At 74.5% G+C, this 25,096-nt stretch carries 22 protein-coding genes, 1 tRNA gene and 2 pseudogenes; 5 read left to right on the forward strand and 20 right to left on the reverse strand.

Annotation, left to right across the window (positions count from 1 at the left end; all coding sequences use genetic code 11):
- Positions 1-263: 263 nt before the first annotated feature.
- From FHY05_RS14010 to FHY05_RS14045, 8 genes and pseudogenes are all read right to left on the reverse strand, one after another.
- Positions 264-671, reverse strand: a complete 408-nt coding sequence (locus FHY05_RS14010) for a DUF3168 domain-containing protein (RefSeq protein WP_183945070.1) — start codon at positions 669-671, stop codon at positions 264-266.
- On the reverse strand, positions 659-847 hold the full coding sequence (locus FHY05_RS14015) for a hypothetical protein (RefSeq protein WP_183945148.1): 189 nt from the start codon (positions 845-847) through the stop codon (positions 659-661). Before FHY05_RS14015 ends, FHY05_RS14010 begins: the two co-directional genes overlap by 13 nt.
- Positions 844-1,359 (reverse strand): hypothetical protein, encoded by a 516-nt coding sequence (locus tag FHY05_RS14020; RefSeq protein ID WP_183945071.1) that lies wholly within the window; start codon positions 1,357-1,359, stop codon positions 844-846. Before FHY05_RS14020 ends, FHY05_RS14015 begins: the two co-directional genes overlap by 4 nt.
- A gap of 366 nt (positions 1,360-1,725) precedes the next feature.
- Entirely contained in the window at positions 1,726-2,730 is a 1,005-nt protein-coding gene (locus tag FHY05_RS14025) for a phage major capsid protein (RefSeq protein WP_183945072.1), read from the reverse strand.
- A gap of 487 nt (positions 2,731-3,217) precedes the next feature.
- The gene (locus FHY05_RS14030; protein WP_311732482.1) at positions 3,218-3,634 is read right to left on the reverse strand and encodes an HK97 family phage prohead protease; all 417 of its coding nucleotides are present in this window, start codon (positions 3,632-3,634) and stop codon (positions 3,218-3,220) included.
- Complete coding sequence (locus tag FHY05_RS14035) at positions 3,631-3,963, reverse strand: DUF6127 family protein (protein WP_183945073.1); 333 nt, start codon at positions 3,961-3,963, stop codon at positions 3,631-3,633. The genes FHY05_RS14030 and FHY05_RS14035 overlap by 4 nt, the downstream gene beginning before the upstream one ends.
- A pseudogene (locus tag FHY05_RS14040) lies at positions 3,960-5,046 on the reverse strand (phage portal protein). Before FHY05_RS14040 ends, FHY05_RS14035 begins: the two are co-directional and overlap by 4 nt.
- Positions 5,047-5,646: 600 nt before the next feature.
- Positions 5,647-6,057, reverse strand: a complete 411-nt coding sequence (locus FHY05_RS14045; protein ID WP_183945140.1) for a low affinity iron permease family protein — start codon at positions 6,055-6,057, stop codon at positions 5,647-5,649.
- A 185-nt stretch (positions 6,058-6,242) separates the two neighbouring features.
- Here FHY05_RS14045 and FHY05_RS14050 point away from each other — a divergent pair, with 185 nt between their 5' ends.
- Positions 6,243-6,647 carry a GFA family protein gene (locus FHY05_RS14050; RefSeq protein WP_260181564.1) on the forward strand — a complete coding sequence of 135 codons (405 nt, stop codon included), beginning with the start codon at positions 6,243-6,245 and terminating at the stop codon, positions 6,645-6,647.
- 130 nt (positions 6,648-6,777) lie between these two features.
- Here the strand turns inward: FHY05_RS14050 and FHY05_RS14055 are convergent.
- The 4 genes and pseudogenes from FHY05_RS14055 to FHY05_RS14070 form a co-directional block, all read right to left on the reverse strand.
- Positions 6,778-8,032: pseudogene (locus FHY05_RS14055) on the reverse strand (DNA-packaging protein).
- A gap of 38 nt (positions 8,033-8,070) precedes the next feature.
- On the reverse strand, positions 8,071-9,321 hold the full coding sequence (locus FHY05_RS14060; RefSeq protein ID WP_183945074.1) for a hypothetical protein: 1,251 nt from the start codon (positions 9,319-9,321) through the stop codon (positions 8,071-8,073).
- Between the two features lie 146 nt (positions 9,322-9,467).
- The gene (locus tag FHY05_RS14065; RefSeq protein ID WP_183945075.1) at positions 9,468-9,875 is read right to left on the reverse strand and encodes a hypothetical protein; all 408 of its coding nucleotides are present in this window, start codon (positions 9,873-9,875) and stop codon (positions 9,468-9,470) included.
- Between the two features lie 355 nt (positions 9,876-10,230).
- Positions 10,231-10,304, reverse strand: a tRNA-Gly gene (locus tag FHY05_RS14070).
- A gap of 570 nt (positions 10,305-10,874) precedes the next feature.
- On the opposite strand from FHY05_RS14070, the gene FHY05_RS14075 reads away from it, so the two are divergent.
- Positions 10,875-13,103 carry a TonB-dependent siderophore receptor gene (locus FHY05_RS14075; protein ID WP_183945076.1) on the forward strand — a complete coding sequence of 743 codons (2,229 nt, stop codon included), beginning with the start codon at positions 10,875-10,877 and terminating at the stop codon, positions 13,101-13,103.
- A gap of 250 nt (positions 13,104-13,353) precedes the next feature.
- Entirely contained in the window at positions 13,354-13,833 is a 480-nt protein-coding gene (locus FHY05_RS14080) for a DUF1440 domain-containing protein (RefSeq protein WP_183945077.1), read from the forward strand.
- 414 nt (positions 13,834-14,247) lie between these two features.
- Here FHY05_RS14080 and FHY05_RS14085 read toward each other — a convergent pair whose 3' ends face one another.
- The 5 genes from FHY05_RS14085 to FHY05_RS14105 all read right to left on the reverse strand — a co-directional run bounded on the left by FHY05_RS14085 (position 14,248) and on the right by FHY05_RS14105 (position 19,212).
- Positions 14,248-15,690 (reverse strand): hypothetical protein, encoded by a 1,443-nt coding sequence (locus tag FHY05_RS14085; protein ID WP_183945078.1) that lies wholly within the window; start codon positions 15,688-15,690, stop codon positions 14,248-14,250.
- A 44-nt stretch (positions 15,691-15,734) separates the two neighbouring features.
- On the reverse strand, positions 15,735-17,129 hold the full coding sequence (gene lpdA / locus FHY05_RS14090) for a dihydrolipoyl dehydrogenase (RefSeq protein WP_183945079.1): 1,395 nt from the start codon (positions 17,127-17,129) through the stop codon (positions 15,735-15,737).
- A 76-nt stretch (positions 17,130-17,205) separates the two neighbouring features.
- Positions 17,206-17,544 (reverse strand): acyl-CoA thioesterase, encoded by a 339-nt coding sequence (locus FHY05_RS14095; RefSeq protein ID WP_132910401.1) that lies wholly within the window; start codon positions 17,542-17,544, stop codon positions 17,206-17,208.
- A gap of 62 nt (positions 17,545-17,606) precedes the next feature.
- Positions 17,607-17,837, reverse strand: a complete 231-nt coding sequence (locus FHY05_RS14100) for a hypothetical protein (RefSeq protein WP_183945080.1) — start codon at positions 17,835-17,837, stop codon at positions 17,607-17,609.
- A gap of 13 nt (positions 17,838-17,850) precedes the next feature.
- Complete coding sequence (locus FHY05_RS14105; RefSeq protein ID WP_183945081.1) at positions 17,851-19,212, reverse strand: pyruvate dehydrogenase complex dihydrolipoamide acetyltransferase; 1,362 nt, start codon at positions 19,210-19,212, stop codon at positions 17,851-17,853.
- A gap of 145 nt (positions 19,213-19,357) precedes the next feature.
- Between FHY05_RS14105 and FHY05_RS14110 the strand changes: the two genes are divergently transcribed.
- Positions 19,358-19,810 (forward strand): universal stress protein, encoded by a 453-nt coding sequence (locus FHY05_RS14110; RefSeq protein ID WP_183945082.1) that lies wholly within the window; start codon positions 19,358-19,360, stop codon positions 19,808-19,810.
- Positions 19,811-19,995: 185 nt separating this feature from the next.
- Here the strand turns inward: FHY05_RS14110 and FHY05_RS14115 are convergent, their stop codons facing one another.
- A complete protein-coding gene (locus FHY05_RS14115) occupies positions 19,996-21,774 on the reverse strand; it encodes an ABC transporter transmembrane domain-containing protein (RefSeq protein ID WP_183945083.1) in 1,779 nt (592 codons plus the stop codon).
- A 156-nt stretch (positions 21,775-21,930) separates the two neighbouring features.
- Here FHY05_RS14115 and FHY05_RS14120 point away from each other — a divergent pair, with 156 nt between their 5' ends.
- The gene (locus FHY05_RS14120; RefSeq protein WP_183945084.1) at positions 21,931-23,175 is read left to right on the forward strand and encodes a polyhydroxyalkanoate depolymerase; all 1,245 of its coding nucleotides are present in this window, start codon (positions 21,931-21,933) and stop codon (positions 23,173-23,175) included.
- A 178-nt stretch (positions 23,176-23,353) separates the two neighbouring features.
- Here FHY05_RS14120 and dprA read toward each other — a convergent pair whose 3' ends face one another.
- Both dprA and plsY read right to left on the reverse strand, forming a co-directional pair.
- A complete protein-coding gene (dprA, locus tag FHY05_RS14125) occupies positions 23,354-24,445 on the reverse strand; it encodes a DNA-processing protein DprA (protein WP_183945085.1) in 1,092 nt (363 codons plus the stop codon).
- A 14-nt stretch (positions 24,446-24,459) separates the two neighbouring features.
- The gene (gene plsY, locus FHY05_RS14130; protein ID WP_409321782.1) at positions 24,460-25,095 is read right to left on the reverse strand and encodes a glycerol-3-phosphate 1-O-acyltransferase PlsY; all 636 of its coding nucleotides are present in this window, start codon (positions 25,093-25,095) and stop codon (positions 24,460-24,462) included.
- Position 25,096: the final 1 nt, after the last annotated feature.

Consider the following 25,096-nt stretch of genomic DNA (forward strand, 5'->3'; position numbering starts at 1 on the left):
GCGGGGATCCAGACACACTGACGTGACGGCTCCTGCGGAGACATCGGCGCCGAAGCCGCCATCGCCGGGGATACGGAGAGCCGAGGGCGGAGCCGCGCCGTCGCTGTGCGATCGTGAGACCTGCGCGTCTGGATCCCCGCCTTCGCGGGGATGACGGAGGGGAGGGTGGGAATGACGGGGGGGGGGGGGGGGGGCGGAGATTGATTCGACGGGAACGCGCCGACGTCGCTGGTCCCGACCCCGCCGCACGCCAGCGCCTCCCCTCACCCCGCCCGCAGCATCCTTACGCGGACGTCGACCAGCGCGGCCCAGCGCGACGGCGCCTCCGCCACCAGCGCGAGCCGCAGCGGGGCGACGGTCACCACCTGCCACGCGCCCGCGCGCGGCGGCAGCGCGAGCAGCGCCGCCTCCGCCGCCGCGGCGAGCCGCTCGGCGCGCGCGCCGCTCTCGCCCTCGTCGCGGATCGTCACCCCCAGCCGCAGCTCGCGCCCGTCGTGCGTCTTGCTGCCCCAGTCGGTCGCGGCGATCTCGCGCAACAGCGCGTAAGGCACCGCCGCGCGCGGCGCAGCGCCGTCGAACACGCGCGTCACGCCGATGTCGCGCAGTGCCGCCAGCGCCGCCGCGCGCAGCGCCGCGTTGGCGCTCTCCGCCGCGGCGCTCACGTCCGCCACCAGCCGAGCCGCGGGTCGGCGAGCCAGCGCCGCACCAGGCCGCGCCCGCTCACCGCGACGCCCTCGTCGACCAGCTCGACCCGCGCGCCGGGCAGCAGCGCGCGCAGCCGCGCCGCGACCCGCGCCTGGATCGCGGCGACGCGGCGCGCAGCGATCCGCTCAACCGCGCCGCTCACGCGCGCGCCTCCGCGACCAGCCGCAGCGACCGGTGCGGTCGCCACAGCGCGGTCACCGCGGCGGGCAGCGGGGTCGCGCCGCCGCGGTCGGCGAAGAGATAGGCTGCGAGCAGCACCGCGCCGTGGCGCAGCGCCGGCGGCAGCCCGGCCCAGTCGCCCGCCAGCCCCGCGGTGAAGGTGATCTCGACCGGCACGGCGGTGCGGACCCAGCCGGTGCCCTGCTCGTCGATGTCGACCATCGCGGCGGCGGGCGCCTCAACGTGGCGCACCGGTCGCGCCGGCAGCGGCTGCCACGCGGCGCGCGCGGGCAGCGACGCGACCAGCGGGCGCGCGATCAGCACCTCGCCGAGGAACAGCTCGGCGGCGCCGAGCGCGGTCTCGACCAGCGCGAGCGCGAGCGCGTCGTCGTCGGTGGCGGCGGCGCGCAGCTCGGCACGCAGCGCGACGAGCGCGGCGGCGCGATCGGCCTCGCCCAGCGCCACCGCGCCGGGGGCGCCGCTGAGGATCGGCATGACGGGTCTCCTGACAGGAGGAAGGGAAGGGCCGGGTCGGCGATCCACCGACCCTTCCCTGGAAGGGGAGTGCGGGCGTTGGCTTGCCCCCCGGCCAAGATGGTGTCCGGGGGGACACCATCTCGCCCGCACTGGCGCGCGGAGCGCGACGGAGGGGTGTCACCGGCGGCGAGTTCCGGTGGACCCACGGCCCGCGACATCCCTCCGTCTGGCCTTCGGCCTGCCACCTCACCTTGCAAGGGAGGATGGAGGTCCGGCTTCGACGAGGAGGCTGTCCACCCGTGGGTCGGTGGGCGGCCTTGGCGTGCCCCCTGGCACACCGAACCCGTGTGGCCCCGCCAAGCGGTGCGGGGAGGAGTTAGCCCCTCACTTCTCCACGAACTTGAGCAGCTTGATCGCGTCGCTGTCGCTCACGCAGCCGGCCACGCGGCGGGTCGCGTAGAAGGTCACGAAGGGCTTGTTGCTGTACGGGTCGCGCAGCACCGCGGTGTCGCCGCGATCGGCGATCAGATAGCCCAGCCGGAAGTTGCCGAAGGCGATCGAGGCGCTGCCCGCCGCCACGTCGGGCATGTCCTCCGCCTCCACCACCGGGTAGCCGAGCAGCGTCGCGGGCTGCGCCGCCGCCATGCCGGGCTGCCACAGGAACTGGCCGTCGTGCGTCTTCACCTTGCGCACGTGCGCGGCGGTGGCGGCGTTCATCACGAAGCACGCGCCCTGGCGGTAGGGCGCGCGCAGCGCCTGGACGAGGTCGATCAGCCGGTCCGCGGGATCGCCGCCGAACGCGCCCGCCGCGCCGCTGGCGAAATATTGCAGCGTGCCGAACGCGCGCGCACCGTCCGCCTCGGCGCTGGCGGGCGAGGTCAGGAAGCCGCGCGGCCGTCCGGCGCCGCTGCCGCTCACGAAGGCGGCGCCCTCGGCCTTGGCGAACTCGGTCGCGATCTCGCCGGCGAGCCACGCCTCGCTGTCGAACAGCGCGTCGTCGAGCATCGCCTGGCTCGCGCTGGGGTTGGCGTAGAGCTCGCCGCCGGGCGGGACCAGCTCGTGGAAGGTCGGCGTCGCGGTGACCGGGCGCGGGTCGGTCTCGCCGGCCCAGCCCGCGGGCGTGCCGCCGCTGGTGATCAGCTTGCGATAGCCCGCGCTGCCGACCTGGACCACGTTGGCGATCGCGCGGATCGGGCTGAGGCCGACGAGCTGCGCGTCGATCGTGCCGTCGAGCTGGGTCGGGATCGCCACCCCACCCTGCTCCCCGGTGGTGCCGGTGAAGGCCTTGGTCTCCAGCGTGGCGCCGGTGCGGATATAGCGCGCGAAGGCGTCGTCGCCCTCGGGCCGCGCGCCCTCCAGCAGCGGGCGCGCGTCGACGGTGTCGGTCATGGTCGGTCTCCTTCTGGGTGGGTGAGGCTGTGGTGTGAGGCAGCGGGCGCCGCGCTCGCCGGGCGTGCGGAGGAGTGGTTCACGCGGAGGCGCGAAGAGGAAGGATTGTTCGCGCAGACACGCGGAGGCGCAGAAAGGGTTCGAGCGCGGCAGCGCTCTTGCATCTCGCCGAAGTGATGCCACGTGACGACCGCCCAACGCGCACCCTCTCCGCGTCTCTGCGCCTCTGCGCCTCTGCGCGAACATCATGCTGGCGCTACGCGCCGGGACGGCGGCGCCAGTCCAAGGCTCTCACGCGAACGCTGGGAGCTGATCCAATCCGGTCGGACTGCCCCGTGCTCCTGCGAACGCAGGAGCGCAGGGCCGAGAGCATCGTCTTCGCGACCCTGGGCTCCGGCGTGCGCCGGAGCACAACTCAGCTCGACCCGACGCCGAGCGCCGTCTCTCTGCCACGCGCTCGTCGCGTCTTCGCGTCATCGCGTGAACCTCATCCCGGCGCATCCGCGGGCGCGTCGGGTGGGAGCGTCTCCGCCCACCAGTCGACCAGCGCCCCCGGCTGCATCGGCACCGCGACCAGGCTCAGCTCGACGAGGTCGGCCGCGACGATCGCGCGGTGCGCGCCCTGGCGCACGCTCCGCGCGCGATACGCCACCGAGAAGCCCGGCAACGCGCCGCGCCGCACCGAGCGCGCCACCGCCGCCTCGTCGACCCGCGCCGCCACCCGCAGCCCGCGCGCGTCCGGCTCGAGCCGCAGCAGCGCCCCCACCGGCGCGCCGCGATGCTGGCACAGCAGCGGGACGAGGCGCGGCGCGGCGCCGAACACGCCCGCGCGCAGCACGTCGCCGGCGCGGTCGACGCGGTCCCACAGCGCGGCATAGCCGCCGCAGCGCAGGCCGCCGCTCACTTGCCGTCCCCGCCGAGGTCGACGCCGAGCCGCATCGCCAGCCCGAGCAGCAGCAGCGCGCCGAGCGTCCGCGTCACCCAGCCGAGCAGCGCGCGCCACGCCGAGCGCTTCGCCGCGCGCCACGTCTGCAGCAACTCGCGCAGCGCGGCGACGTCGCCCGCCGCGCCCGCGTCCGCGAGTCCGAGCCGGGTGAGCGCGCGAGTCGCGCCCAGCTCACCGGCCTGCTCCGCGACCGCGCGCAGTCCCGCCGGGTCGGCGCCCTCCGCCGCCAGCTGCGCGAGCAGCTGCGCCAGCACCGCGGCGGCGCCCGCGTCCTGCGGCGCGCTCATCGCCAGTCCACCATCGCGCGCTTCTCCTCGGGCGAGAGGAAGTCCGCCGCCGCCGCCATCCGCCACAGCCGCTCGCGGTCCTCCGCCAGCGCGGGGACGCGGTCGAGATCGACGCGCAGCGCCGCGTCGCCGCACCAGCGCGCCAGCCCGGCGGCGAGCCCGGTGAGGATCGCGTCGGCGAGCGGCAGCACGGTCAGCCGCCACAGCGCGCGGTTGGCCTCGGCGTAGTTGGCGTGGGTCGAGTCACCCGGCAGGCCGAGCAGCATCGGCGGCACCCCGAAGGCGAGCGCGATCTCGCGCGCCGCCGCCGCCTTGGTGCCGGCGAAGTCCATGTCGGCGGGGGTGAGGCTCAGCGGCTGCCACGTCAGCCCGCCCTCGAGCAGCAGCGGCCGGCCGGCGTTGCTCGCGCCCGCGAAGCCGGCGTCCATCTCGTCGCGCAGCCGGCGGAACTGATCGGGCGACAGCGTCGCGCCGTCGCGCGCGTCATAGACCAAGGCGCCGGAGGGCCGCGCGGCATTGTCGAGCAGCGCCTTGCTCCACGCCGCCGCGGCGTTGTGGATCGCCACCGCGGGCGCGGCGGCGCCGAGGCAGCCGAGGCCGTAATGGTCGTCGAGCGGGTGGAAGCGGCGCAGGCGGATCACCGCCTCGGGCGCGAGCCGCGTGGCGCGCGCGCCGACGCGGTAGAGGAAGGCGCCGGGCCAGCCGTCGGCGCCGAGCTCGACGCTCACCCGCTCGGGGCGCAGCGGGTAGAGCGCGGCGGGCGCGCCGTCGGCGTCGCGCAGCGGCTGGACGAAGGCGTTGCCGTGGAGCAGCAGCTGCGCCGCGACGGTCTCGAGCAGCCCGGGCGCGGCGACCAGCGCGCAGCGCGTCGTCGTCGCAGGCGAGCGGCGCGCTGGCGACGCTCTCGGCGACGAGCCGCACCGCGCGCTGCGCGATGGCGTTGCCGAGATAGCCCGCGCGCACCTGCGCCTCATAGCCCTGCGGCCAGACCGCGGGCGGCGGCGGCGCGGCGATGCCCGACGCGCGCGCCAGCGGCGGCCGCGCCGCCGCGGGGGCGGGCGCGGTCTTGCGGAACCAGGCCATGGAGGTCTCCTCGGACGATGGTGTGTCGGTCGGCAACGATCCGGCGACGACGACCGCGCTGCAGGCGCGCGGGGCGGCGCGGACGCGCGGGAGGCGGGCCGCGGGACGCGGGCGGCGGGCGGCGGGCGGCGACGCCGGCGGGATGGCGCGCGGCCGAAGTCCATTCACACCGGCATGTCGCGACCGGTCGCACCACGCCGACCCCGACCGTCAACCCTCGCCCGTCATTCCCGCGCCGACTTCGATCGACATCCGCGCGCCCACCTCGACCGTCATCCTCGCGAAGGCGGGGATCCAGACGCGCGGACCGTCGAGGGAGCCGCCACGTCAGCGCGTGCGGATCCCTGCCTTCGCAGCGATGACGAAGGGATCGGTCGTGCCCGCCTCTCCCCGACCGTCATCCCCGCGAAGGCGGGGATCCAGACGCGCGGACCGTCGGGCGAGCCGCCACGTCAGCGTGTACGGATCCCTGCCTTCGCAGGGATGACGAAGGAAGGAGCGGTCACAGCGGTGTCAGACGAGCCACGGTCGGTGCGGCGCAGGTCCTGTCTTCGCCAGCGTCGCCCCGAGTTGGGAAAACCGCGGCCCGCGCGTCGCCACCTACCGCCGCTTCAGCAGCGTCTCGACGCTGTCGTCGACGGTGCCGACCTTGCCCGGCTCGTGCCCCGCCTCTTTCTCCAGCGCGGCGCGGATCGCCTCGATCTGGCGGTCGGTCATATGCTCGATACCGATGAACTCGCCGCGCGCGCGGTCGAGCGCGCGGATGATCTCGTCGAGCTTGGCCTGCACCGCCGCGGCGTCGCGATTCTGCGAGTTCTGGATCACGAACACCATCAGGAAGGTCACCAGCGAGGTGCCGGTGTTGATGATCAGCTGCCACGTGTCGGACCAGGCGAAGATCGGTCCCGTCACCGCCCAGGCGAGGATCGACACCAGCGCCAGCGCGAAGGTCACCGGCTGGCCCGAGGCGGACGCGATCCGGGTCGCGAGCGCGGCGAAGAAACGCTCCAACTTCATGAAGTTACTATCGCTCCGTGACGGGCGGCGGGCAAGCTGTCGACTTTGGCGCCGCTGATCGACCTCCTAGGATGATCGCCTATGTTGCTCGGCCCAGCGCGTGGGGGCCCGGATGCCTCCATAAGGAGGGTGGGCTGGACGAAGCATGTCGATAGCGCTCCAGCCATGGGAGGTGCGAGATGAGCGGTGCAACGATGATTGAAGGCGGTTGCCTCTGCGGCGCGTGCAGCTACCGCACGGGCGCCGCGCCCCTCAACGTGCGCGTCTGCCACTGCCGCCGGTGTCAGAAGGCGACCGGTGCCGCCTTCTACGCGAGGGTCATGGTGCCCTTGGTCGGACTTACCATCGCGGGTCCGGTCGGATGGCTGCATGCCGACAGCGGCATCCGTCGCGGCTTCTGCACCCGATGCGGGACGACGCTGTTCTCCGAACGTCAGAGCGCCGGCACGATCGGGCTGTCCATGGGAAGCCTCGATCGACCCGAGCTGTTCGCGCCGACCGAGCACATCTGGACCTCCAGCAAGCAGGCGTGGCTCGTGCTCGACGACGGCAGGCCGCAATATCCCGAAGGGCCCCCGGCATGATCGACCGGGCCGCTCGCGGTCTTCATCGACGCGACCGGGGAACCATGACGCGGAGAGCCGCCGCTCTGCCCCGCGTCATCCGCTCGGGTGTGCCCCAAGCGCCGCGACCCCAGGTCGACGCCGCTCCCTCTCACAGCACGCGCACGCGCACCGCGCCGCCCTCCCCCAGCAGCAGCGCGGTGAGCGCCCAGACGCAGGCGTCAGCGCGGTCGGGCGAGCGGCCCGGCCCCTCGTAGCCGCCCCCCGCGACCAGCCCCGCCAGCTCGTCCTCCAGCGCAGGGAAGGCGCGCGCGTGCCACACCCGCCCGGTCTCGTAGAGCGCCGCCACCGGCTCGGCGCGCGCCGCCTTGCCGCGCGTGGCGTGGACCAGCCGCAGCGGCAGCGCGGCGTCGGCGGCGCGCAGCACCTGCGCCACCATCTCGCCGCCCTGGTTGGCCTCCGCGACGACTCGCTCGGCGGCGTGGCGCGCGGCGCAGGCGGCGACCGCGCGCGCCCAGCGCTCGGGGCTCGCGCCCGCCACGCTCGCGTCCTCGAGCACGTAGCCGTGGCCGTCGCGCCCCAGCCCGGCGGCGACGATGCCGCAGGCATCCCCGCCGCTCCCCGCGGGCGGGTCGACCCCCACCACCACGCGCATCAGCGCGGGCAGGGCGGCGGCGCGCTGGCGCTCGAGCAGCGCACGCGGCCAGAGCGCGCCGGCGACGTCCTCGATCAGCTCGCCGTCGAGTTCCTGCCGGCCGAGCCGGGTCGCGCCGTACTGCGCCGCGACCGCGGCCACGAAGGCGCGCGGCAGGTGCGGGTTGTCGCGCGTGCGCCCGCGCGTCACCGCGGTATCGGGCGCGGCGGCGAGCCGGCGCAGCAGCGCGGTGGCGCGCGGCGTCGTCGTCACCAGCGCCTGCGGTGAGGTGCCCAGCCGCAGCCCCAGCATCAGATTGTCCCACGCCGCGGTGCCGCGCCACTTGCCGAGTTCGTCGGCCCAGGCGAGATGGTGCTCGGGCCCGCGCAGCTGCTCCGGCGCGGCGGCGGAGTAGACCTGCGCCACCGCGCCGCCGGCGAAGCGCAGCTCGCCCAGGCTGGGCCGCCGCGCCGAGGCGCCGCGCCACCGCCAGCAGCCCGCTCGGCCCCTCCACCATCACGCGGCGCGCGTCGTCCTCGGTGGCGCCGACCAGCGCGATCCGCACGCCCGGCCGCGCGCGCGCCAACGCGGCGACCCACTCGGCGCCGGCGCGGGTCTTGCCGAAGCCGCGCCCGGCCTGGATCAGCCAGACGCGCCAGTCGTCCGATGGCGCGAGCTGGCCGGGGTGGGCCCAGCTCGCCCAGTCGGCGACGAGCGCGCGGCGCGTCGCCTCGTCGAGCGCGTCGAACACGGGCGCGGCGTCCGCGCCCATCCAGCGCAGCGCGCGCAGCGATCGGGTGAGCGGCGCGGTCACGCCCACACCCGCGGCAGCGCGGCCGCGGGGCGCGGCGACGGGGGTCCGGCGCCGCCCGGGCGGCCCCGCGGAGCGGAAGCGAGCGCGGTACCGCGAGCGGCCGCGTCGGGCGGGAGCGCGGCGGCAGGGTCCGGCCGCGGCGGCGCGGTGACCGAAAGCGCAGCGTTCCCGGCGGCGAGCGGTGCGGCGCGGACCGCCGCCGCGGTCGCGTCGCGCGCATCGCTCGCCGAGGAGTGCCGCGCGAACCCGTCACGCGCGCGAGGATGCGGCGCGGCGGCGACCGGCGCGGTCGCGGCAGCGGCCGCCGCCGCGCGGGGCAATCGCGCGGCGCCGTCGCCGGCACAGTCGCCCTCGCCGACACCGCCGCCACCGCCATCGCCGCCGCTGTCGCGCGGCGCGGACGCGCGCGCCGGCGCCGTGGTGTCCGCGCCACGGCCGAGTACGCGCTCCTCCGCGCGCGCCGGACCGTCCCCGGCGCGCTCGGCCGGGTCGCCCGCCGCCGCGGCGATCGTGCCATCGCGAGGCCGCGGCGCGGCCCCGTCCTCCGGCGCGAGCGGGTCGGCGTCGGCTCGGTCGGCCGCGTCGCCGGCACCCGCCCGCGGCGTCGCTCCCCAGAGCGCGGCGTCGTCCGCCGCCCAGGCGGCGGCGTCGAGCCGGCCCTCCTCCCACGCCTCCGCCGCCGCGCGCTCGAGCGAGTCGACCGCCGCCGCCGCCGCCGCGCTCACCGGACGCGCGCGTGCGCCCTTGGCGCCGGTGTGGAGCCGCAAGCGCCGCAGCAGCTCGGCGCCCGCGGGGCCCAGTCCGCTCGCGTCGCCGCGCCGCGCCGGCGCGCGCTCGGCCGCAGGCGCCGGCGCGGCGGCGCGGTGGCGCTCGAGGAGCGCGAGCACCGCGGCGACGTCGGGCGCGCGCGCGGGATCGAGCAGACGCCGCACCGTCTCCGCCTCGAGCCGCTCATAGCCGATCGCCAGTGCGTCCCGCCACGCCGCGGCGAAGCGCGCGCTGCGCCGCCGCAGCGCGTAGACCGTCACCGGCGCGATACCGGTCGCGCCCGCCGCGCGCAGCGGACAGCCGGTCATCGCGAGATGGTCGAGGAAGCGCGCGCGGGTGGCGGCGTCGAGCGCGGCGGCGGCGCGCGCCGGGTCCGCGGCCGCCGCGCGATCGCGCGCGCCCGGCGCGGACTGGGCGCCCGGCGCGGACTGGGCGCGCGCCTCCGCCCCGCGCGTCCCACCTGAGCGCTCGCCTCGCATCGCCGATCTCCCGCTGAGAACGCGAACGGGCCGGCACGGCGGGAGCCTCGCTCCCGAACCGCCCGGCCCGACTCGCTTCATCTCGATGTTCCTGTTTTGTACTCGAACAGCGTCGCGCTGTCAAGCCCCGCCCGCGCGCTCGCGGCTCAGCCCAGCGCACGCCCGGTGCCGGGGCTGATCAGCAGGCGGCGGCCACTGAGCGTCTCGACCTCGAGCGAGTCGCCCTCGCGCTCCACGGTGACGAAGCGGTCCGGCCCCGCCGCCGGCGGCAGCTCGCCGCGCCACACCACGCGGCCGTCGCGGTCGAGGCAGACCAGGTTGCGCGAGCGCGCGTCATCCCCGGCGGCCGGCGCGTAGAGCACCACGCGCCGCCCGCCCCCGATCGCGATGCTGCGCGCGACCCGCGCTGGCTCGGGCATCGGCCGCTCTCCTCTTGGGGAAGGAGATACGCGGGCGGCGGCACGGCGGATGCAGCGGGCACGGTCGGGCGAGCGCTCGGGCAGCGCCGGCGCGCCGCGCGCCGACGAGGTCGCGGGATCCGACAACAGCGACATGGCCCATGCTCTCACGCCGGACCGTGGAGTCTACGTCCGGTCATCGATGATCACGCCCTCCTCGGTCGACCGTCGCTCGTGACGTGGTCGGGCGGAGCGCGTCTGATCCGAGGAGAACGGCCGGGAGAGAACGCTGGCACGGTCATCATAAGGCTGCAGCGCTGCCATGGTCCTCGTCCACCGGCTGACCTCTCGGTTCGCGTGCAGGGCCGGCGCGGTGCCGCAGGCGCCCGGGTCCGGGTGAAGAAGGCGACTTCCTGCGTGATGGAAGCGATGCGGCGCCAGCCAGGCACGTCTGGGCGTGACGCGTCTGCGGTCGCCGCTGTGATGATCGTCGCGACCCGGGCAGGGGCGGTGGAGCGGGTAACGGGAATCGAACCCGTGTATTCAGCTTGGAAGGCTGCTGCACTACCATTGTGCTATACCCGCATACCCGCGAGAGGGCGCCACGTCGTGGCGCTCCCCACCGGCCGGCCCGGCCGCCACCCGTCCGATTCCGACGGGCCGCCGCGGGCTCGTCCGGCGTCATACCGGGCCACCGGCGGCGGCACAAGTCGTCCTCGCCCGCGCACCTGCCCCGGGGCGGGGACGTGCGACCCGGGCGCGCCGCGCGAGCCCCGCCCCGCCCCGCCGCGGGGAGCGATCACGGGCGCGGCTCAGTTCGCCGCCGCCCCGACCATCATGATGGACGCGAGCCGCTCCGACCCGCCGGGCTCGCGCGCCACCCGCCGCTCGCTGCGCAGCAGCGCCAGCTTGGTCCGATGGTCGAGGGAGGGCGGTAGTCCGCCACGACCCCGCCCGCGCACGTCACAGCAGCGCGCGGCGCTCCGGGAAAGAGGGACCATGGCGGGCCTTGCCGGCGGCGTCATTGCCGCTTCTCCTCACGTAGGTAGCACCGCGACAGTCCCACCTCCGACCCGCCCCCCCTACACACCCGGCGAACAAGCTATTGATAGTCGTTCGCACAAGCGATAGAGGCGACGGCGAAGGGGTTCTCACATGCATCATCGTCTCGTCCGCGCGTTGCTCGTCGCCAGCGCGCTCTGCCCGCTACCGGCGCTGGCCGCCGCGCCCGACGCGCCGCTCGTCGCCGCGAACGAGGCCGCCGTCGACACCTCCGCCACCACGGACGCGCCCGAGCAGCAGCAGGTCGGCGACGACGTCGTCGTCACCGGCGTGCAGTCGCGCGACGTCGCGTCCGCCGCCACCAAGGGCAGCGCGCCGCTGGCGGAGACGCCGCAGTCGGTCAGCGTCGTGACCGCGGCCGACATCGCCGGGCTCGGCTTGCAGAACCTCAACCAGGCGCTGCGCTTCGTCGCCGGCGTCACGCCGGAGACGCGCGGCTCGAGCGCCGAGGTGTACGACCAGTTCAAGCTGCGCGGCTTCGACGCCGCGGTGTTCCTCGACGGGCTGCGCCAGTTCGACAGCCCGACCGGCTATGCCAATCCCCAGGTCGACGTCTCGCGGCTCGACCGGTTCGAGGTGCTCAAGGGCCCCGCCTCGGTGCTCTACGGCCAGTCGTCGCCGGGCGGCCTGGTGGCGCAGTCGAGCAAGCTGCCGGTCGACGCGCCGCTCTACGGCGCGGTCGCGGCCACCTACGGCACCTTCGACCTCTACCGAGTCGACGCCGACATCGGCGGTCGCGCCGGGGAGAGCGTGCTGTGGCGCGTCTACGGCAGCGCCAACGGCGCCGACACCCAGCAGAAGTTCAGCCGGCGCGAGCGCGAGACGATCTCGGGCGCGGTGACGCTGGGGGCCGGCGGGGCCACCACGCTGACGCTGCTGGCCAATTACTCGCACGATCCGGAGAATGGCGCCTACGGCGTCTTCCCCGCGCTCGGCACGCTGATCGACAATCCCGGCGGCCGGATCTCGTCGCGCTTCGACGGCGGCGAGGCGGGCAACCGCTACCGCCGCGAGCAGGCGTCGGGCACCTATATCCTGCGCCACGATTTCGGCGGCGGGTGGAGCTTCCGCGCCTCCGGCCGCTACCAGAACGTCACCGCGCGGCTGGGGCTGGTCTATGTCAGCGGATCGCCCGCCGACGCGGGGCTGCGCGTCTACAACCGCGCCTCCTACGCGACCGATGAGGAGCTCAACAACTGGACCTATGACAACCAGCTGAGCGGCGCCTTCCGCACCGGCCCGATCGCGCATCAGCTGCTGATCGGCGTCGACCGCCAGGTGGCGCACTCCACCGAGGCCTTCGCCTTCGGCAGCGCGCCCGCGCTCGACGTCTACCAGCCGGTCTACGGCGGCTTCACCGTGCCGCAGACCCCCGCCGCGGTGCCGGACCCGTTCGCCGGGGCCTATGACACGCGCCAGCGCCAGCAGGGCGTCTACGCGCAGGACCAGCTGTCGCTGGGCGCGCTGCGCGTGACGCTCGGCGGCCGTCAGGACTGGGCCTATGCGCGCGAGCGCACGCGGGCGGGCTCGGCGCAGCCCGACGAGAAGTTCACCTGGCGCGCCGCGGCGCTCTACACGCTGCCGTTCGGGCTGGCGCCGTACGTGAGCTACTCCACCTCGTTCCAGCCGCAGAGCGGCCAGGTGCTGCGCGACGACGGGACGCTCGGCCTCCCCGATCCGTCGCTCGGCAAGCAGATCGAGGCCGGCGCCAAGTTCACCGTGCCCGGCACGCCGATCCTGCTCAGCGCCGCCTGGTTCCGCATCGACCAGACCAACGTGCTGACCTCCACGCCCGATTTCACCGTCTCGCGGCAGACCGGCGAGGTGCGCTCCACCGGCGTCGAGCTGGAGGGCTTCGCCCCGCTCGGCCACGGCTTCACGGTGCGCGGCGCGTTCAGCCGCCAGCGCGTGCGCGTGACGAGCGACCCGCAGGACCCGTCGCGCGTCGGGCGCGGGCTGGAGACGGTCGGGCGCGGCGGCACCTCCGTCAACCTCGACTGGACCGCGCCGGGCGGCCCCCTCACCGGGCTGACGCTGGGCGGCGCGCTGCGCCACGCCGACGAGGCCTATGCCGGCGTCTACACGCCGAGCTTCGGCGAGGCCGCGGCGGGGCCGCGCAACAGCCCGGGTTACACCGTCTACGACGCGCTGGTACGCTATGACCTCGGCGCCACCGCGCCGGGCCTGCGCGGGCTGAGCCTCGCGGTCAACGCGACCAACGTCTTCGACAAGAGCTACCTCACCTCCTGCTTCGCCAATTACCAATGGTGCTGGTACGGCAATCGCCGGACGGTGCAGGCGACCTTGGGGTGGAAGTTCTGAGCGGCGGCGAGCGCTCGATGACGGTCGCGGCCGCTGCGCACTAAGCCCCTCCCCGCCCGGCGGGGAGGGCTGGCGGAAGCGCTCCGGGCGGCGCAACCCTCGTGCACCACGCCTTCGAACCAAGCGTGCTGACGGCGGTAAACGCCCCGCCCCGCCGCTATGCGGCGCGGTCGCGCTCCCCGCGAAGGGGAGGAGCGCACCCGCGCCGCGGCCTCGCGCGTTGCGCCCTCCGCCATCATCGGAGACCGTCATGCGCTCGTTCCTCACCACCGTCGCGATCGGCCTCGGCGCCGGGCTCGTCGCCTCGCTCGCGATGGACCAGTTCCAGGCGGCCGCCGCCCCCGCGCTGGGCCAGGGCGGCGGCAACGACGATCCGGCCACGGTCAAGGCCGCCGACAGCGTCAGCCAGCTCGTCGAGGGTCGGGCGGTGACACAGAAGCATCGCCGGCTCGCGGGCGGCGCGATGCATTACGGCGTCGGCGCCGCGCTCGGGATCGGCTATGTCGCCGCGGCGGAGCGCTGGCCCGAGACCGCGACCGGCTTCGGCCTGCCCTTCGGCGCGATGACGATGCTGCTGCTCGATGACCTGCTCGTCCCCGCCGCCGGCTGGGGGCCGTGGCCCGAGGCCGAGGCCAAGGGCAACCTCTACGCGCTCGCCTCGCACCTCGTCTTCGCCGCGACGGTGGAAGGCGTCCGCCGCGGCGCCGACGCGCTGCTCGCGCGCGACTGAGCGGGGGCGGCGGGGGCGGCGAGCCCGCTCTTTCCCCCTGCGTCATCCCGGAGGTATCCCAGGTTCCATGGATGCGGACCCGACGGCCGGCTTGCCCCTGCGCTGGCCTGATCGGTCACCGACGCCCGTGGCCGCGACGCCGCGGTGGAGAGAGGCCGCTGCCTCTCCCATCGCCGTCGTCCCATTCCGAACCGCGCTTCTCCCTTTCCGCGAGAACGACGCCGGCGGCGCGTGCGGCGCCGCGGATCTCGCGTCGAGCCCGTGACCCGCTCGCTCGCGCCGAGTCCACGACGAAGACCATCCCGGTCGGACCGATCGCGTCGCGCGCCCATGAGCCGGGAACCACGCGGTACGGCGGCCCTGTGCGACGCGCGCAGGATGACGCCGCCGGGGCGCGGCTGCCGCCCCTTCGCCTCAGGCCGGCAGCAGGCTCAGCGGGGGCACCCAGTGCAGCAACCGCTGATAATCCTGCGGCGGGTCGGGCAGCGTCGCGCGCTCGGCCACCGCGGCGGCGAGGCACAGGCCGGCGACCAGCACCATCCAGGCGGGCACGCGCCGCAGCGGATAGGTGTCCGCCAGCAGCACCGCCGCCAAGGCGGTCGCGAGCATCGGCCAGAGATGATAGCGCAGATCGGTCGCGATCGAGATCGCGAGGAAGCTGAACTCCAGCGTCACCGCCGAGGCGAGCAGCGCGATCGCCAGCTGGCGCGGCGGCGCGTGGCGCCAGCGCCGCGTCCCGACCAGCAGCAGCAAGGCGAGCAGCAGCCAGGCGAACGGCCAGGCGAGCGGGGTCAGCACCGCCCGCGCGGCGAGCCACATCCACTGCCGCGCTTCCGGGCCCGGGCTGGCAAGCCCGAGCGCGTTGTGCTCGCTCCGGCCCGTCGGCGCCGCGCCGGCGAGCCGCGCCGGCACCAGCCAGCGCTCGGTCATGTTCCAGTGCGCCGAACGCTGCGCGAGGTAGGCGAGCGGATGGTGGAGCGCGGCGTTGGCGAGCCGCAGGTAGAGGTCGCCCGCGCGCTGTGCCTGGAGCGGCGCGATCGCGGCGACGCAGCCGGGCGTGTCGCCGAGCGGATCCCAGAAATAGGGTGTGACGCAGTCGTTGGCGCGCAGCTGCCGCGCCGCCCCGCGCGACAGGCCCACCGAGCGCGACCCCGGCGCGCGCACCGCGATGCCGGCGAGATCGTAGAGCGGCTGCGTCGCCTCCACCCCGCTCGGCTCCGCCCCGATCAGCTGGTGGTTGATCGGCCCCGCGAGCGCCAGCACCAGCGCGAGCAGCACGCCCGCGGCGACGATCAGCGCGCCCGCGCGCCGCACCGGGAGCAGCCCCGCGAGCAGCGGCGCCAGCGCGAAGGCGGCGTTGGCGCGCACCAGCAGCGCGTAGCCGAACAGCAGCGCGGCGAGCAGCGCCGCCGCGGCGGGCACCGGGCGGTCGCGCAGCCGCCACCACGCCACCAGCCCGAACGCCCCCAGCGCGGCACCGACCAGCTGCGCGTCCTTGAGCACCACCGCCTGCCAGCCGAGGAACGGCGGCAGCAGCCCGATGAGCAGCGCCGTCCAGCCCGCCGCGGGGCGCCCGATCCGCGCCAGCGCGCCGGCGATCAGCCCCAGCCCGAGCCAATAGCCGGAGAGCTGGAACACCAGCAGCGGGGTGGCGCCGTCGCCGAGCGGCAGCAGGCGGCGCCACAGCCACGCCATGACCGGCGGGTGCCAGTCGTCGTAGTGGCCGCTCAGGACCTGGCGGAACTGCTCGACCGTGTCATAGTCCGCCACGCCCGGCGCGAACACCACCAGCGAGGCGAGCCACAGCGCGGCGGCGACGAGCAGCGGGTATCGGGCGGGGCGCGTCGCATAGATCATATGGCCGATTATAGGACGGTCACGCCCGACGACGGCACCACCGCTCAGATGTGAAGCGCGCGTCCGTAGGCGCCGAGCACGCTCTCGTGCATCATCTCGCTCAGCGTCGGGTGCGCGAACACCGTCTCCATCAGCTCGTGCTCGGTGGTCTCGAGCTGGCGCGCGACGACATAGCCCTGGATCAGCTCGGTCACCTCGGCGCCGACCATGTGGGCGCCGAGCAGCTCGCCGGTCTTGGCGTCGAACACCGTCTTCACGAAGCCGTCCGCCTCGCCGAGCGCGATCGCCTTGCCGTTGCCGATGAAGGGGAACTTGCCGACCTTCACCGCGCGGCCGCCCTCCTTGGCCTTGGCCTCGGTGAGGCCGACGCTGGCGACCTGCGGGCGCGAGTAGGTGCAGCCCGGGATGTTCCATGTCTCGAACGGGTGCGGGTCCTGCCCCGCGATCTTCTCGACGCAGACGACGCCCTCGTGGCTCGCCTTGTGCGCCAGCCAGGGCGCGCCGGTGACGTCGCCGATCGCGTAGATGCCCTCGACGTTGGTGCGGCCATAGCCGTCGACCTTGATGTGGCCGCGCTCGGTCTGCACGCCGAGCGCCTCCAGCCCGATGTTCTCGGTGTTCGGGACGATGCCGATCGCGACGACGACGTGGCTGTATTCCTCGGTCGTGCTCTTGCCGTCCTTGCCCTTGATCGTCGCCTTGACCGACGCCGCGCCGGTCTCGATCTTCTCCACGCCCGCGCCGGTGAGGATCCTGATCCCCTCCTTGGTGAGGCGCTTCTCCATGAAGGCGCTGACCTCCTCGTCCTCCACCGGCAGGATCCGCGGCAGCATCTCCACGACCGTGACGTCCGCGCCCATGTCGTTGTAGAAGCTGGCGAACTCGATCCCGATCGCGCCCGAGCCGATGACCAGCAGCCTGGTCGGCATCTCCTCGGGCACCATCGCGTGGCGATAGGTCCAGATGCGCTTGCCGTCGGCCTTGGCGAAGGGCAGGTCGCGCGCGCGCGCGCCGGTGGCGACGATGATGTGCTTGGCCTCGAGCTCGACCGTGCCGCCGCCCTGCTTGACGCTCAGCTTCCCCTTGCCGGTGAGCGCGCCGACGCCCTCGACCACCGTCACCTTGTTCTTCTTCATCAAGCCCTTGACGCCGGCGTTGAGCTGGCCCGCCACCTTGCGGCTGCGGTCGACGATCTTGGTGAGGTCGAAGCCGACATTCTCCGCCTTGAGCCCGTAATCGGCGGCGTGGGTCATGTAGTGATAGACCTCGGACGTGCGCAGCAGCGTCTTGGTCGGGATGCAGCCCCAGTTGAGGCAGATGCCGCCGAGCCGCTCGCGCTCGACGATCGCGACCTTGAGCCCGAGCTGCGCCGCGCGGATCGCGGACACGTAACCGCCGGGGCCCGAGCCCAGCACGATGAGATCGTAGGTGTCAGCCATTGCGCCACTCCCGGGCCGCAGCCCCTGTTTGCCATCAGATGGGTGGCGCGGGTCGCGCGCGCACCGTGAATTTCGATCACGCCGCGGGCGGTACCTCGCGCGGGCGGCGGTCCTCGTCGATCGCCACGAAGGTGAAGCGCGCCTCGGTCACCTTGCGCGACTCCTCGCCGTGGCGGTCGCGCGCCCAGCTCTCGACGTCGATCGCGATCGAGGTACGCCCCACCCGCGCGATGGTGGCGTAGACCGAGACCTCGTCGCCGACGTGGACGGGGGCGTGGAACTGCATCCCGTCCATCGCGATCGTCACCGCGCGGCCGCGCGCGCGCCGCGCCGCGGTGAGCCCGGCGGCCGAGTCCATCAGGCTCATCAGCCAGCCGCCGAAGATGTCGCCATAGGCGTTCGCGTCGGCCGGCATCGCGGTGACGCGGATCGTCGGCGCACCGCTCGGGGGCGTTGCGGCGGTGGGAGGCGCCGCGCTCACGCGCGCGTCTCGCCGCCGCGCTGCTCGTCGCGCTGCTGCACCTCCCAGACGTCGCGCGCGCCGAGCAGCCCGACCGCCACCATCGTGCCCGCGCCGACCAGCCAGATCGTCTCCGCGCCCTGCGGGTAGCTCCACGCCGCGCCCTTGAAGACGAGCGCGGTCACGCCCAGCGCGAGCAGCCCCCAGGCCCACTCGCGCCACACCGCGGGCAGCTCCATCTGCGCCATCGCCCGCTCCGGCTCAGGCGAGCATCGCCAGCGGGTTCTCGACGAGCTGCTTGAAGGCCTGCATCAGCTGCGCGCCGTCCGCCCCGTCGATCGCGCGATGGTCGAAGCTGCCCGTCGCCGACATCACCGAGGCGACGCCGAGCGTGCCGTCCTTGAGCACCCAGGGCCGCTTCTCGCCCGCGCCGATCGCCAGGATCATGCCCTGCGGCGGGTTGATCACCGCCTCGAACTGCTTGATCCCGAACATGCCCATGTTGCTGATCGAGGCGGTGCCGCCGGTGAACTCCTCGGGCTTCAGCTTCTTGTCGCGCGCGCGCGCGGCGAGGTCCTTCATTCGCGTCGAGATGCTCGACAGCGAGGCGGTGTCCGCCTCGGTGATCACCGGCGTGATCAGCCCCTCGGGGGTCGACACCGCGACCGAGATATCGGCGCGGCCGAAGCTGACGAGCTGGTCGGGCGTGAACATCACGTTGCACTTGGGCACCTGGATCAGCGCCACCGCGAGCGCCTTGATCAGCAGGTCGTTGACCGAGAGCTTCACCCCGCGCGACTCGAGCCCGGCGTTGAGCTCGCCGCGCAGCTTGAGCAGCTTGTCGAGCTCGACGTCGACCGTGAGGTAGATGTGCGGCACCTGCTGCTTCGACTCGGTCAGGCGGCGCGCGATCGTCTTGCGCATGTTGCTGAGCTTGGTGAGCTCGTGCGGCACGTCGGGGATCGTCGCCGGCCTGGGCGCGGGCGCGGCGGCCTCGGCGGTCGGCGCGGGCGCGGCGGTGCCGGCGGCCGGGGCGGCGGCGCCGGCCTTGGCCCCCTCGACGTCGGCGCGGACGATGCGGCCGTTCGGGCCGGTACCGCTCACCGACGCGAGGTCGACGCCGCGGTCGGCGGCGATGCGGCGGGCCAGCGGGCTCGCCTTGACGCGCTCGCCCGCGGCGCGCTGCGGCGCCGGCGCGGGCGTGCCGGAGGACGAGGCGGTCGGCGCGGCGGCGACCTGCGAGTCGGCGGGCTTGCCGTGATCCTCGACGTCCTCGGGCGCGGGCGCGGCCTCGCTGCCGGTCTTGTTGGGGTCCTCGGGCGAGGGACGCGGCTCGCTGGCCTTCGCCGCCGGCGCGGGGGTGCTCTCACCGGCCTCGTCGCCCTCGCCCTCGAGCAGCGCGATCACGGTGCCGACCTTGACCCCGTCGGTGCCCTCGGCGACCGCGATCTTGGCGATGCGGCCCTCGTCGACCGCCTCGAACTCCATCGTCGCCTTGTCGGTCTCGATCTCGGCCATGATGTCGCCCGCCTTGACCTCGTCGCCCTCCTTGACGAGCCACTTGGCCAGCGTGCCCTCTTCCATCGTGGGCGAGAGGGCAGGCATCTTGATTTCGATGGGCATCGTGAGTCCTCGAGCGGATCCTGGAAGTTGCCCGCGTCTCTCGCGGTTGCGCGACGCAGGGTCAACCCCACCCCCTCCCGCGCCCGCGGCTTGCGCGCGCGCGGCGCGCGGCGGTAAACCCCTCCCGATCAGGGGGCCTTCACCGATGCGCATCTACCTCACCGTCGTCGACGACACCCCCGAGGCGCTGAGCGCGCTGCGCTTCGCCGCGCGCCGCGCGGTGCGGACCAACGGCGGCGTCGAGATCCTCGCGCTGCTGCCGCCGCAGGAGTTCATCCCGTTCGGCGGCGTGCAGGCGACGATGGAGGAGGAGCAGCGCCAGCACGCCGAGGGGCTGGTCGCACGCGCGGCGGGGACGCTGCTGGAGGAATCGGGCGTCCGCCCGTCGCTGACGGTGCGCAGCGGCGACGGCCCCAAGGTGATCCGCGAGATGATCGCGGCCAACCCGCAGATCGCCGCGCTGGTGCTGGGCGCCGCGGCGGGCGGCGCGCCGGGCGCGCTGGTGAGCCACTTCGCCGCCGAGGCGGGCACGCTGCCGGTGCCGCTGATGATCGTGCCGGGCGGGCTGGCGATGGAGGCGATCGACCGGGTGAGCTGAGCGACGGGGCTATCAGCTCGCGGTCACGGAGCGTCAATCCTCCCCGCTCGCGGGGAGGTGGCAGCGCGCCAGCGCTGACGGAGGGGGCTCTCCGCGAGCGCGAACGTCGCGTGGGTGGAAGCCCCCTCCACCACGCCCGTCGGGCGCGGTCCCCCTCCCCGGGCCGGGGAGGATCCGGAAGTCTTCTACGCCGCCGCGTCGAACTGCAGGCTCGCCAACCGCGCGTACAGGCCGCCGCGCGCGATCAGCGTGGCGTGCGTCCCCTCCTCGACGATGCGGCCGCCGTCCATCACCACGATCCGCGAGGCCGCGCGCACCGTCGCCAGCCGGTGCGCGATCACGATCGTGGTGCGAGTCGCCATCAGCCGCTCCAGCGCGTCCTGCACCAGCCGCTCGCTCTCGGCGTCGAGCGCGCTGGTCGCCTCGTCGAGCAGCAGGATCGGCGAGTCGCGCAGCAGCGCGCGCGCGATCGCGATGCGCTGGCGCTGCCCGCCCGACAGCCGTGCCCCGCCCTCGCCGAGGAAGGTGTCGAGCCCCTCGGGCAGCGCGCGCAGGAAGTCCGCGGCATTGGCCGCCTCGGCCGCGGCCCAGACCTGCGCGTCGCTCGCGTCCCAGCGACCGTAGCGGAGGTTGTCGCGCGCGCTGGTGGCGAAGATCACCGTCTCCTGCGGCACCATCGCGATGCGCGCGCGTACCTCCGCCGGATCGGCCTGGCGCAGGTCGACCCCGTCGACCAGCACGCGGCCGGCCGCGGGCTCGTAGAAATGCTCGATCAGCTGGAACAGCGTCGACTTGCCCGCGCCCGAGGGGCCGACCACCGCCACCGTCTCGCCCGGCGCGACGCTGAGGGTGAAATCGTGCAGCGCGGCCATGTCGGGCCGCGTCGGGTAGCGGAACTCGACCGCCTCCAGCGCCACGCGACCCTCGGCCGGCACCGGCAACGCCACCGGGTGCGCCGGCGCCGCGATCGCGGGGCGCTCGTCGAGCAGCTCGGCCAGCCGCCCCGCCGCGCCCGCGCCGCGCAGCAGGTCGCCGTAGACCTCGGTGAGCGCGCCGAACGCGCCCGCGACGATCCCGCCGGTCAGCACGAAGGCCGCGATCGCGCCGCCCGAGAGCCGCCCCGCCGCGACGTCGATCGCGCCCTCCCACAGCACCAGCGTGATCGCGCCGAACACCAGCCCGATCACGATCGCGGTCATCACCGCGCGCAGCCCGATGCGGCGCTTGGCGGCATCCATCGTCGCCTCCACCGCGCCGGCGAAGCGCGCGCCCTCGCGCCCCTCCTGGCCGAACGCCTGGACGATCTTCATCGCGCCCAGCACCTCGTTGACGATCGTGCCGACGTCGGCGACGCGGTCCTGCGAGGTGCGCGAATAGGCGCGCACCTTCCGCCCCAGCAGCGTGATCGGCAGGATCATCAGCGGGATGCCCAGCAGCAGCAGCGAGGCGAGCTTGGCCGAGATGGCGAACAGGTAGATCAACCCGCCCACCGCGGTGAAGCTGTTGCGCAGCGCCACCGAGATGGTCATCCCGACCACCGTCTCGATCTGGCCAGTATCGGCGGTCAGCCGCGAGGCGATCTCGGACGGGCGGTTCTCCTCGTAGAAGGCGGGGCTGAGCGTCATCAGGTGGCGCACCACGCGCTCGCGGATGTCGGCGACGACGCGCTCGCCCAGCCAGGCGACGAAATAGAAGCGCACCGCGGTGCCGAGCGCCAGCACCAGCACGATCATCAGCATATAATGGAACGAGGACGCGACCGCCGCGGACGAGCCGTCGCCGGCGGCGAAGCCGCGGTCGATCACGCGCTTGAAGCTGTACGGGATCGCGATGGTCGCCGCCGAGGTGATCGCCAGCGCGGTGAAGGCGGCCGCGATCTGCGCCGGATAGGCGCGCGCGTGCTGCCACACCATCGTGAGATTACCCAGCCGGCGGGAGGGGGCGGCGTCGGGAAGGCTTGCCATGTCGGGCGCCTAGCAGTGCCCGGCAGGCGGCTCAACGTGTGTGGCGCGGCGGCCACCACGGGACACGATCGTCACCGCGGCCCGCTTCGTGCGTTACGCCCCGGTAGGTTTTGTATTACGACCGATCATGCCCATGTTCCGGGCGGAAGGAAGCGGATGCTCTACGACGCGTACGAATGGCAGCGGTCGTGGCTCGCCTCGGCGAGCGCGATGGCGACGGTGGGGGCCAATTGGCTCAACAACCCCTCCAATCCCTTCGCCTATCTTGGCGGCGGGCCGGTGATGGCGAGCGCGCTCGAGGTGTTCGCGCACGCCTCCGCCTCGCGCGGCAAGCCCGCCTTCGCGCTCGACACGACGATCGTCGAGGGGCGCACGGTGACGGTGACCGAGGAGATCGTGCTCCAGCGGCCGTTCGGCCAGCTCAAGCGCTTCCGCCGCGAGGGCGTCGAGGGCGGCCCGCGGCTGCTGATCGCGGCGCCGATGTCGGGCCATTTCGCCACGCTGCTGCGCGGCACGGTGGAGCGCATGCTGCCCTTCGCCGACGTCTACATCACCGACTGGCGCGACGCGAAGCTGGTGCCGCTCACCGACGGCCAGTTCGACCTCGACGATTACATCGACTATCTGATCGCCTTCCTCGAGGCGATCGGCCCCGACGCGGGCGAGGGGGATGGCCCGCGCGGCGCGCACATGCTGGCGGTGTGCCAGCCCTCGGTGCCGTGCCTCGCCGCGACCGCGCTGATGAGCGCGGACGCCAACCCGTGCCGCCCGCGCACGCTGACGATGATGGGCGGCCCGATCGACACGCGCGAGGCGCCCACCGCGGTCAACACGCTCGCCACCGAGCGGCCGTTCGCCTGGTTCGAGCAGAACGTGATCGCCACCGTGCCGATGCTCTACCCCGGCGCGGGGCGGCGCGTGTACCCGGGCTTCCTCCAGCTCGGCGGGTTCATGACGATGAACCTCGGCAACCACATGATGAGCCACTACGAGCTGTTCAAACACCTGGTCACCGGCGACGGCGAGAGCGCGGACGCGACCAAGCGCTTCTACGACGAATATCGCTCGGTCTGCGACATGACGGCGGAATTCTACCTGCAGACGATCGACACCGTGTTCCAGACGCACGCGCTGCCGCGCGGCACGATGACGCATCGCGGCCGGCCGGTCGATCTCGGCGCGATCACCGACGTCGGGCTGCTCGCGATCGAGGGCGAGCGCGACGACATCTCGGGGCTCGGGCAGACCAGGGCGGCGCTGACCTGCGCCACGTCGCTGCCGGACGAACACAAGCGCTACCACATGGCCGAGGGCGTCGGGCATTACGGCATCTTCAACGGATCGAAGTGGCGGAACCGCATCGCGCCGGTGGTGGAGGAGTGGATCACCGCGCACGGGTGACGCGCGCGGGTGCGTGGGCGTCGGATGACCGCCGCGATCCCGCGAAGTGCTCTCCCTCCCCTGCGGGGGAGCGGCGGGTGGGGCGCTTGCGCGAACGCCGCGCTGGCGGAGAGGCCCCACCCCGACTTCGCCCCTCAAGGGGAGGGGCTCACTCGAAGGGCGGCGACGTCACGTTGCCCTACACCACCCGGCTGACGCGTCCGCCTGGGTGGCGCTCCAGCCGCCCGGCGAGTTCGAGCTCGAGCAGCACGTCCTGGACCAGCGCCGCGGGCAGCGCGCTCTGCCGCACCAGCTCGTCGGCGGCGACGGGCGCCGCGGCGAGCAGCGACTCGACCCGCGCGCGCTCCGCGTCACCGAAGTCAGACGCCGCCGCGCTCACGCTCTCCCACGGTGCGGCCGGCCGCGGCGACGCGCGCGGGTCGAGCGGGCGGAGCTGCTCGAGCACGTCCGCGGCGTCCTGCACCAGCGTCGCGCCGTCGCGGATCAGCGCGTTGCCGCCGCGCGCGCGCGGGTCGCTGGGATGGCCCGGCACCGCCATCACCTCGCGCCCCTGCTCGCCCGCCAGCCGCGCGCTGATCAGCGAGCCCGAGCGCGGCGCCGCCTCCACCACCAATGTCCCGAGCGCCAGCCCGGTCACGATGCGGTTGCGATAGGGGAAGTGGCGCGCGCGCGGCTCGGTGCCGGGCGGCATCTCGGCGAGCAGCAGCCCCTCGCGCCCGATCCGCTCCTGCAGCGCGGCGTGCTGCGGCGGGTAGGCGACGTCGATCCCGCCCGCCACCACCCCGATCGTCCCGGGCAGCGCGCCGAGATGCGCCGCGCCGTCGATGCCGCGCGCCAGCCCCGACACCACGCTCACCCCCGCCGCGGCGAGGTCGCGCGCCAGCGCGCGCGCGAGGCGACACGCCGCCGCGGAGGCGTCGCGCGCGCCGACGATCGCCACCGTCGGCCGCGCCGCCAGCGCGAGATCGCCGCGCAGCGTCAGCACCGCGGGCGAGTCGTCGAGCTCGGCGAGCAAGGGCGGATAGTCGGGATCGCCGAGCAGCAGGTGGCGCCCGCCGAGCCGCTCGAGCAGCGCCCGCTCGCGCGCGATCGTGTCGGGCGGCGGCAGCGGGGGCGCGCGCCCGCCGCCGCGCCGCGCCAGCTCGGGCAGCGCCTCGATCGCGGCGGTCGCGGAGCCGAAGCGCGCGAGCAGGCGGCGATAGCTGACCGGGCCGATCGAGGGCGTGCGGATCAGCCGCAGCCGCGCCGCACGCTCCGCCTCATCCACCATGCGCCGCGCGCCTCTTACCCCTGTTCGACCGTGTCGCCCCCAGCCGGCGCGGCGGAGCGGCCGACGCGCGGCTCGGTGCCGTCGACCAGCCGCGCGATATTGGCGCGGTGCTTCCACAGCACGAGGGCGGCGAGCCCCATCAGCAGCGGCACGAGATCGAACTCCCCCAGCACCGCGGCGGTGACCGGCGTGCTGATCGCCGCCGCCATGCCGGCGAGCGACGAGATGCGCAGCAGGGCGAGCAGCCCCAGCCACAGCGCCGCGAACACCGCGCCCAGCGGCCAGTGCAGCGCCAGCGCCACGCCCATCAGCGTCGCCACGCCCTTGCCGCCGCGCAAGCGCAGCCACACGGGATAGCAATGCCCGACCATCACCGCCGCCGCGGCATAGGGCTCGGCGCCCGGCAGCCACGCCCGCGCCAGCAGCACCGCCGCCGCGCCCTTGCCGAGATCGAGCAGCAGCGTCGCCGCGGCGAGGCCCTTGCGGCCGGTGCGCAGCACGTTGGTGGCACCGATGTTGCCCGATCCGATCTGCCGCAGGTCACCGGCGCCGAACGCGCGGGTGAGCAGCACCCCGAACGGGATCGATCCCAGCAGATAGCCCAGCAGCAGCGCGGCCGCGGGCAGCGTCCAGACGAGTTCGGCGGTCAGT

The organism is Sphingomonas sp. BK580, assembly GCF_014194975.1.
GTDB lineage: Bacteria > Pseudomonadota > Alphaproteobacteria > Sphingomonadales > Sphingomonadaceae > Sphingomonas.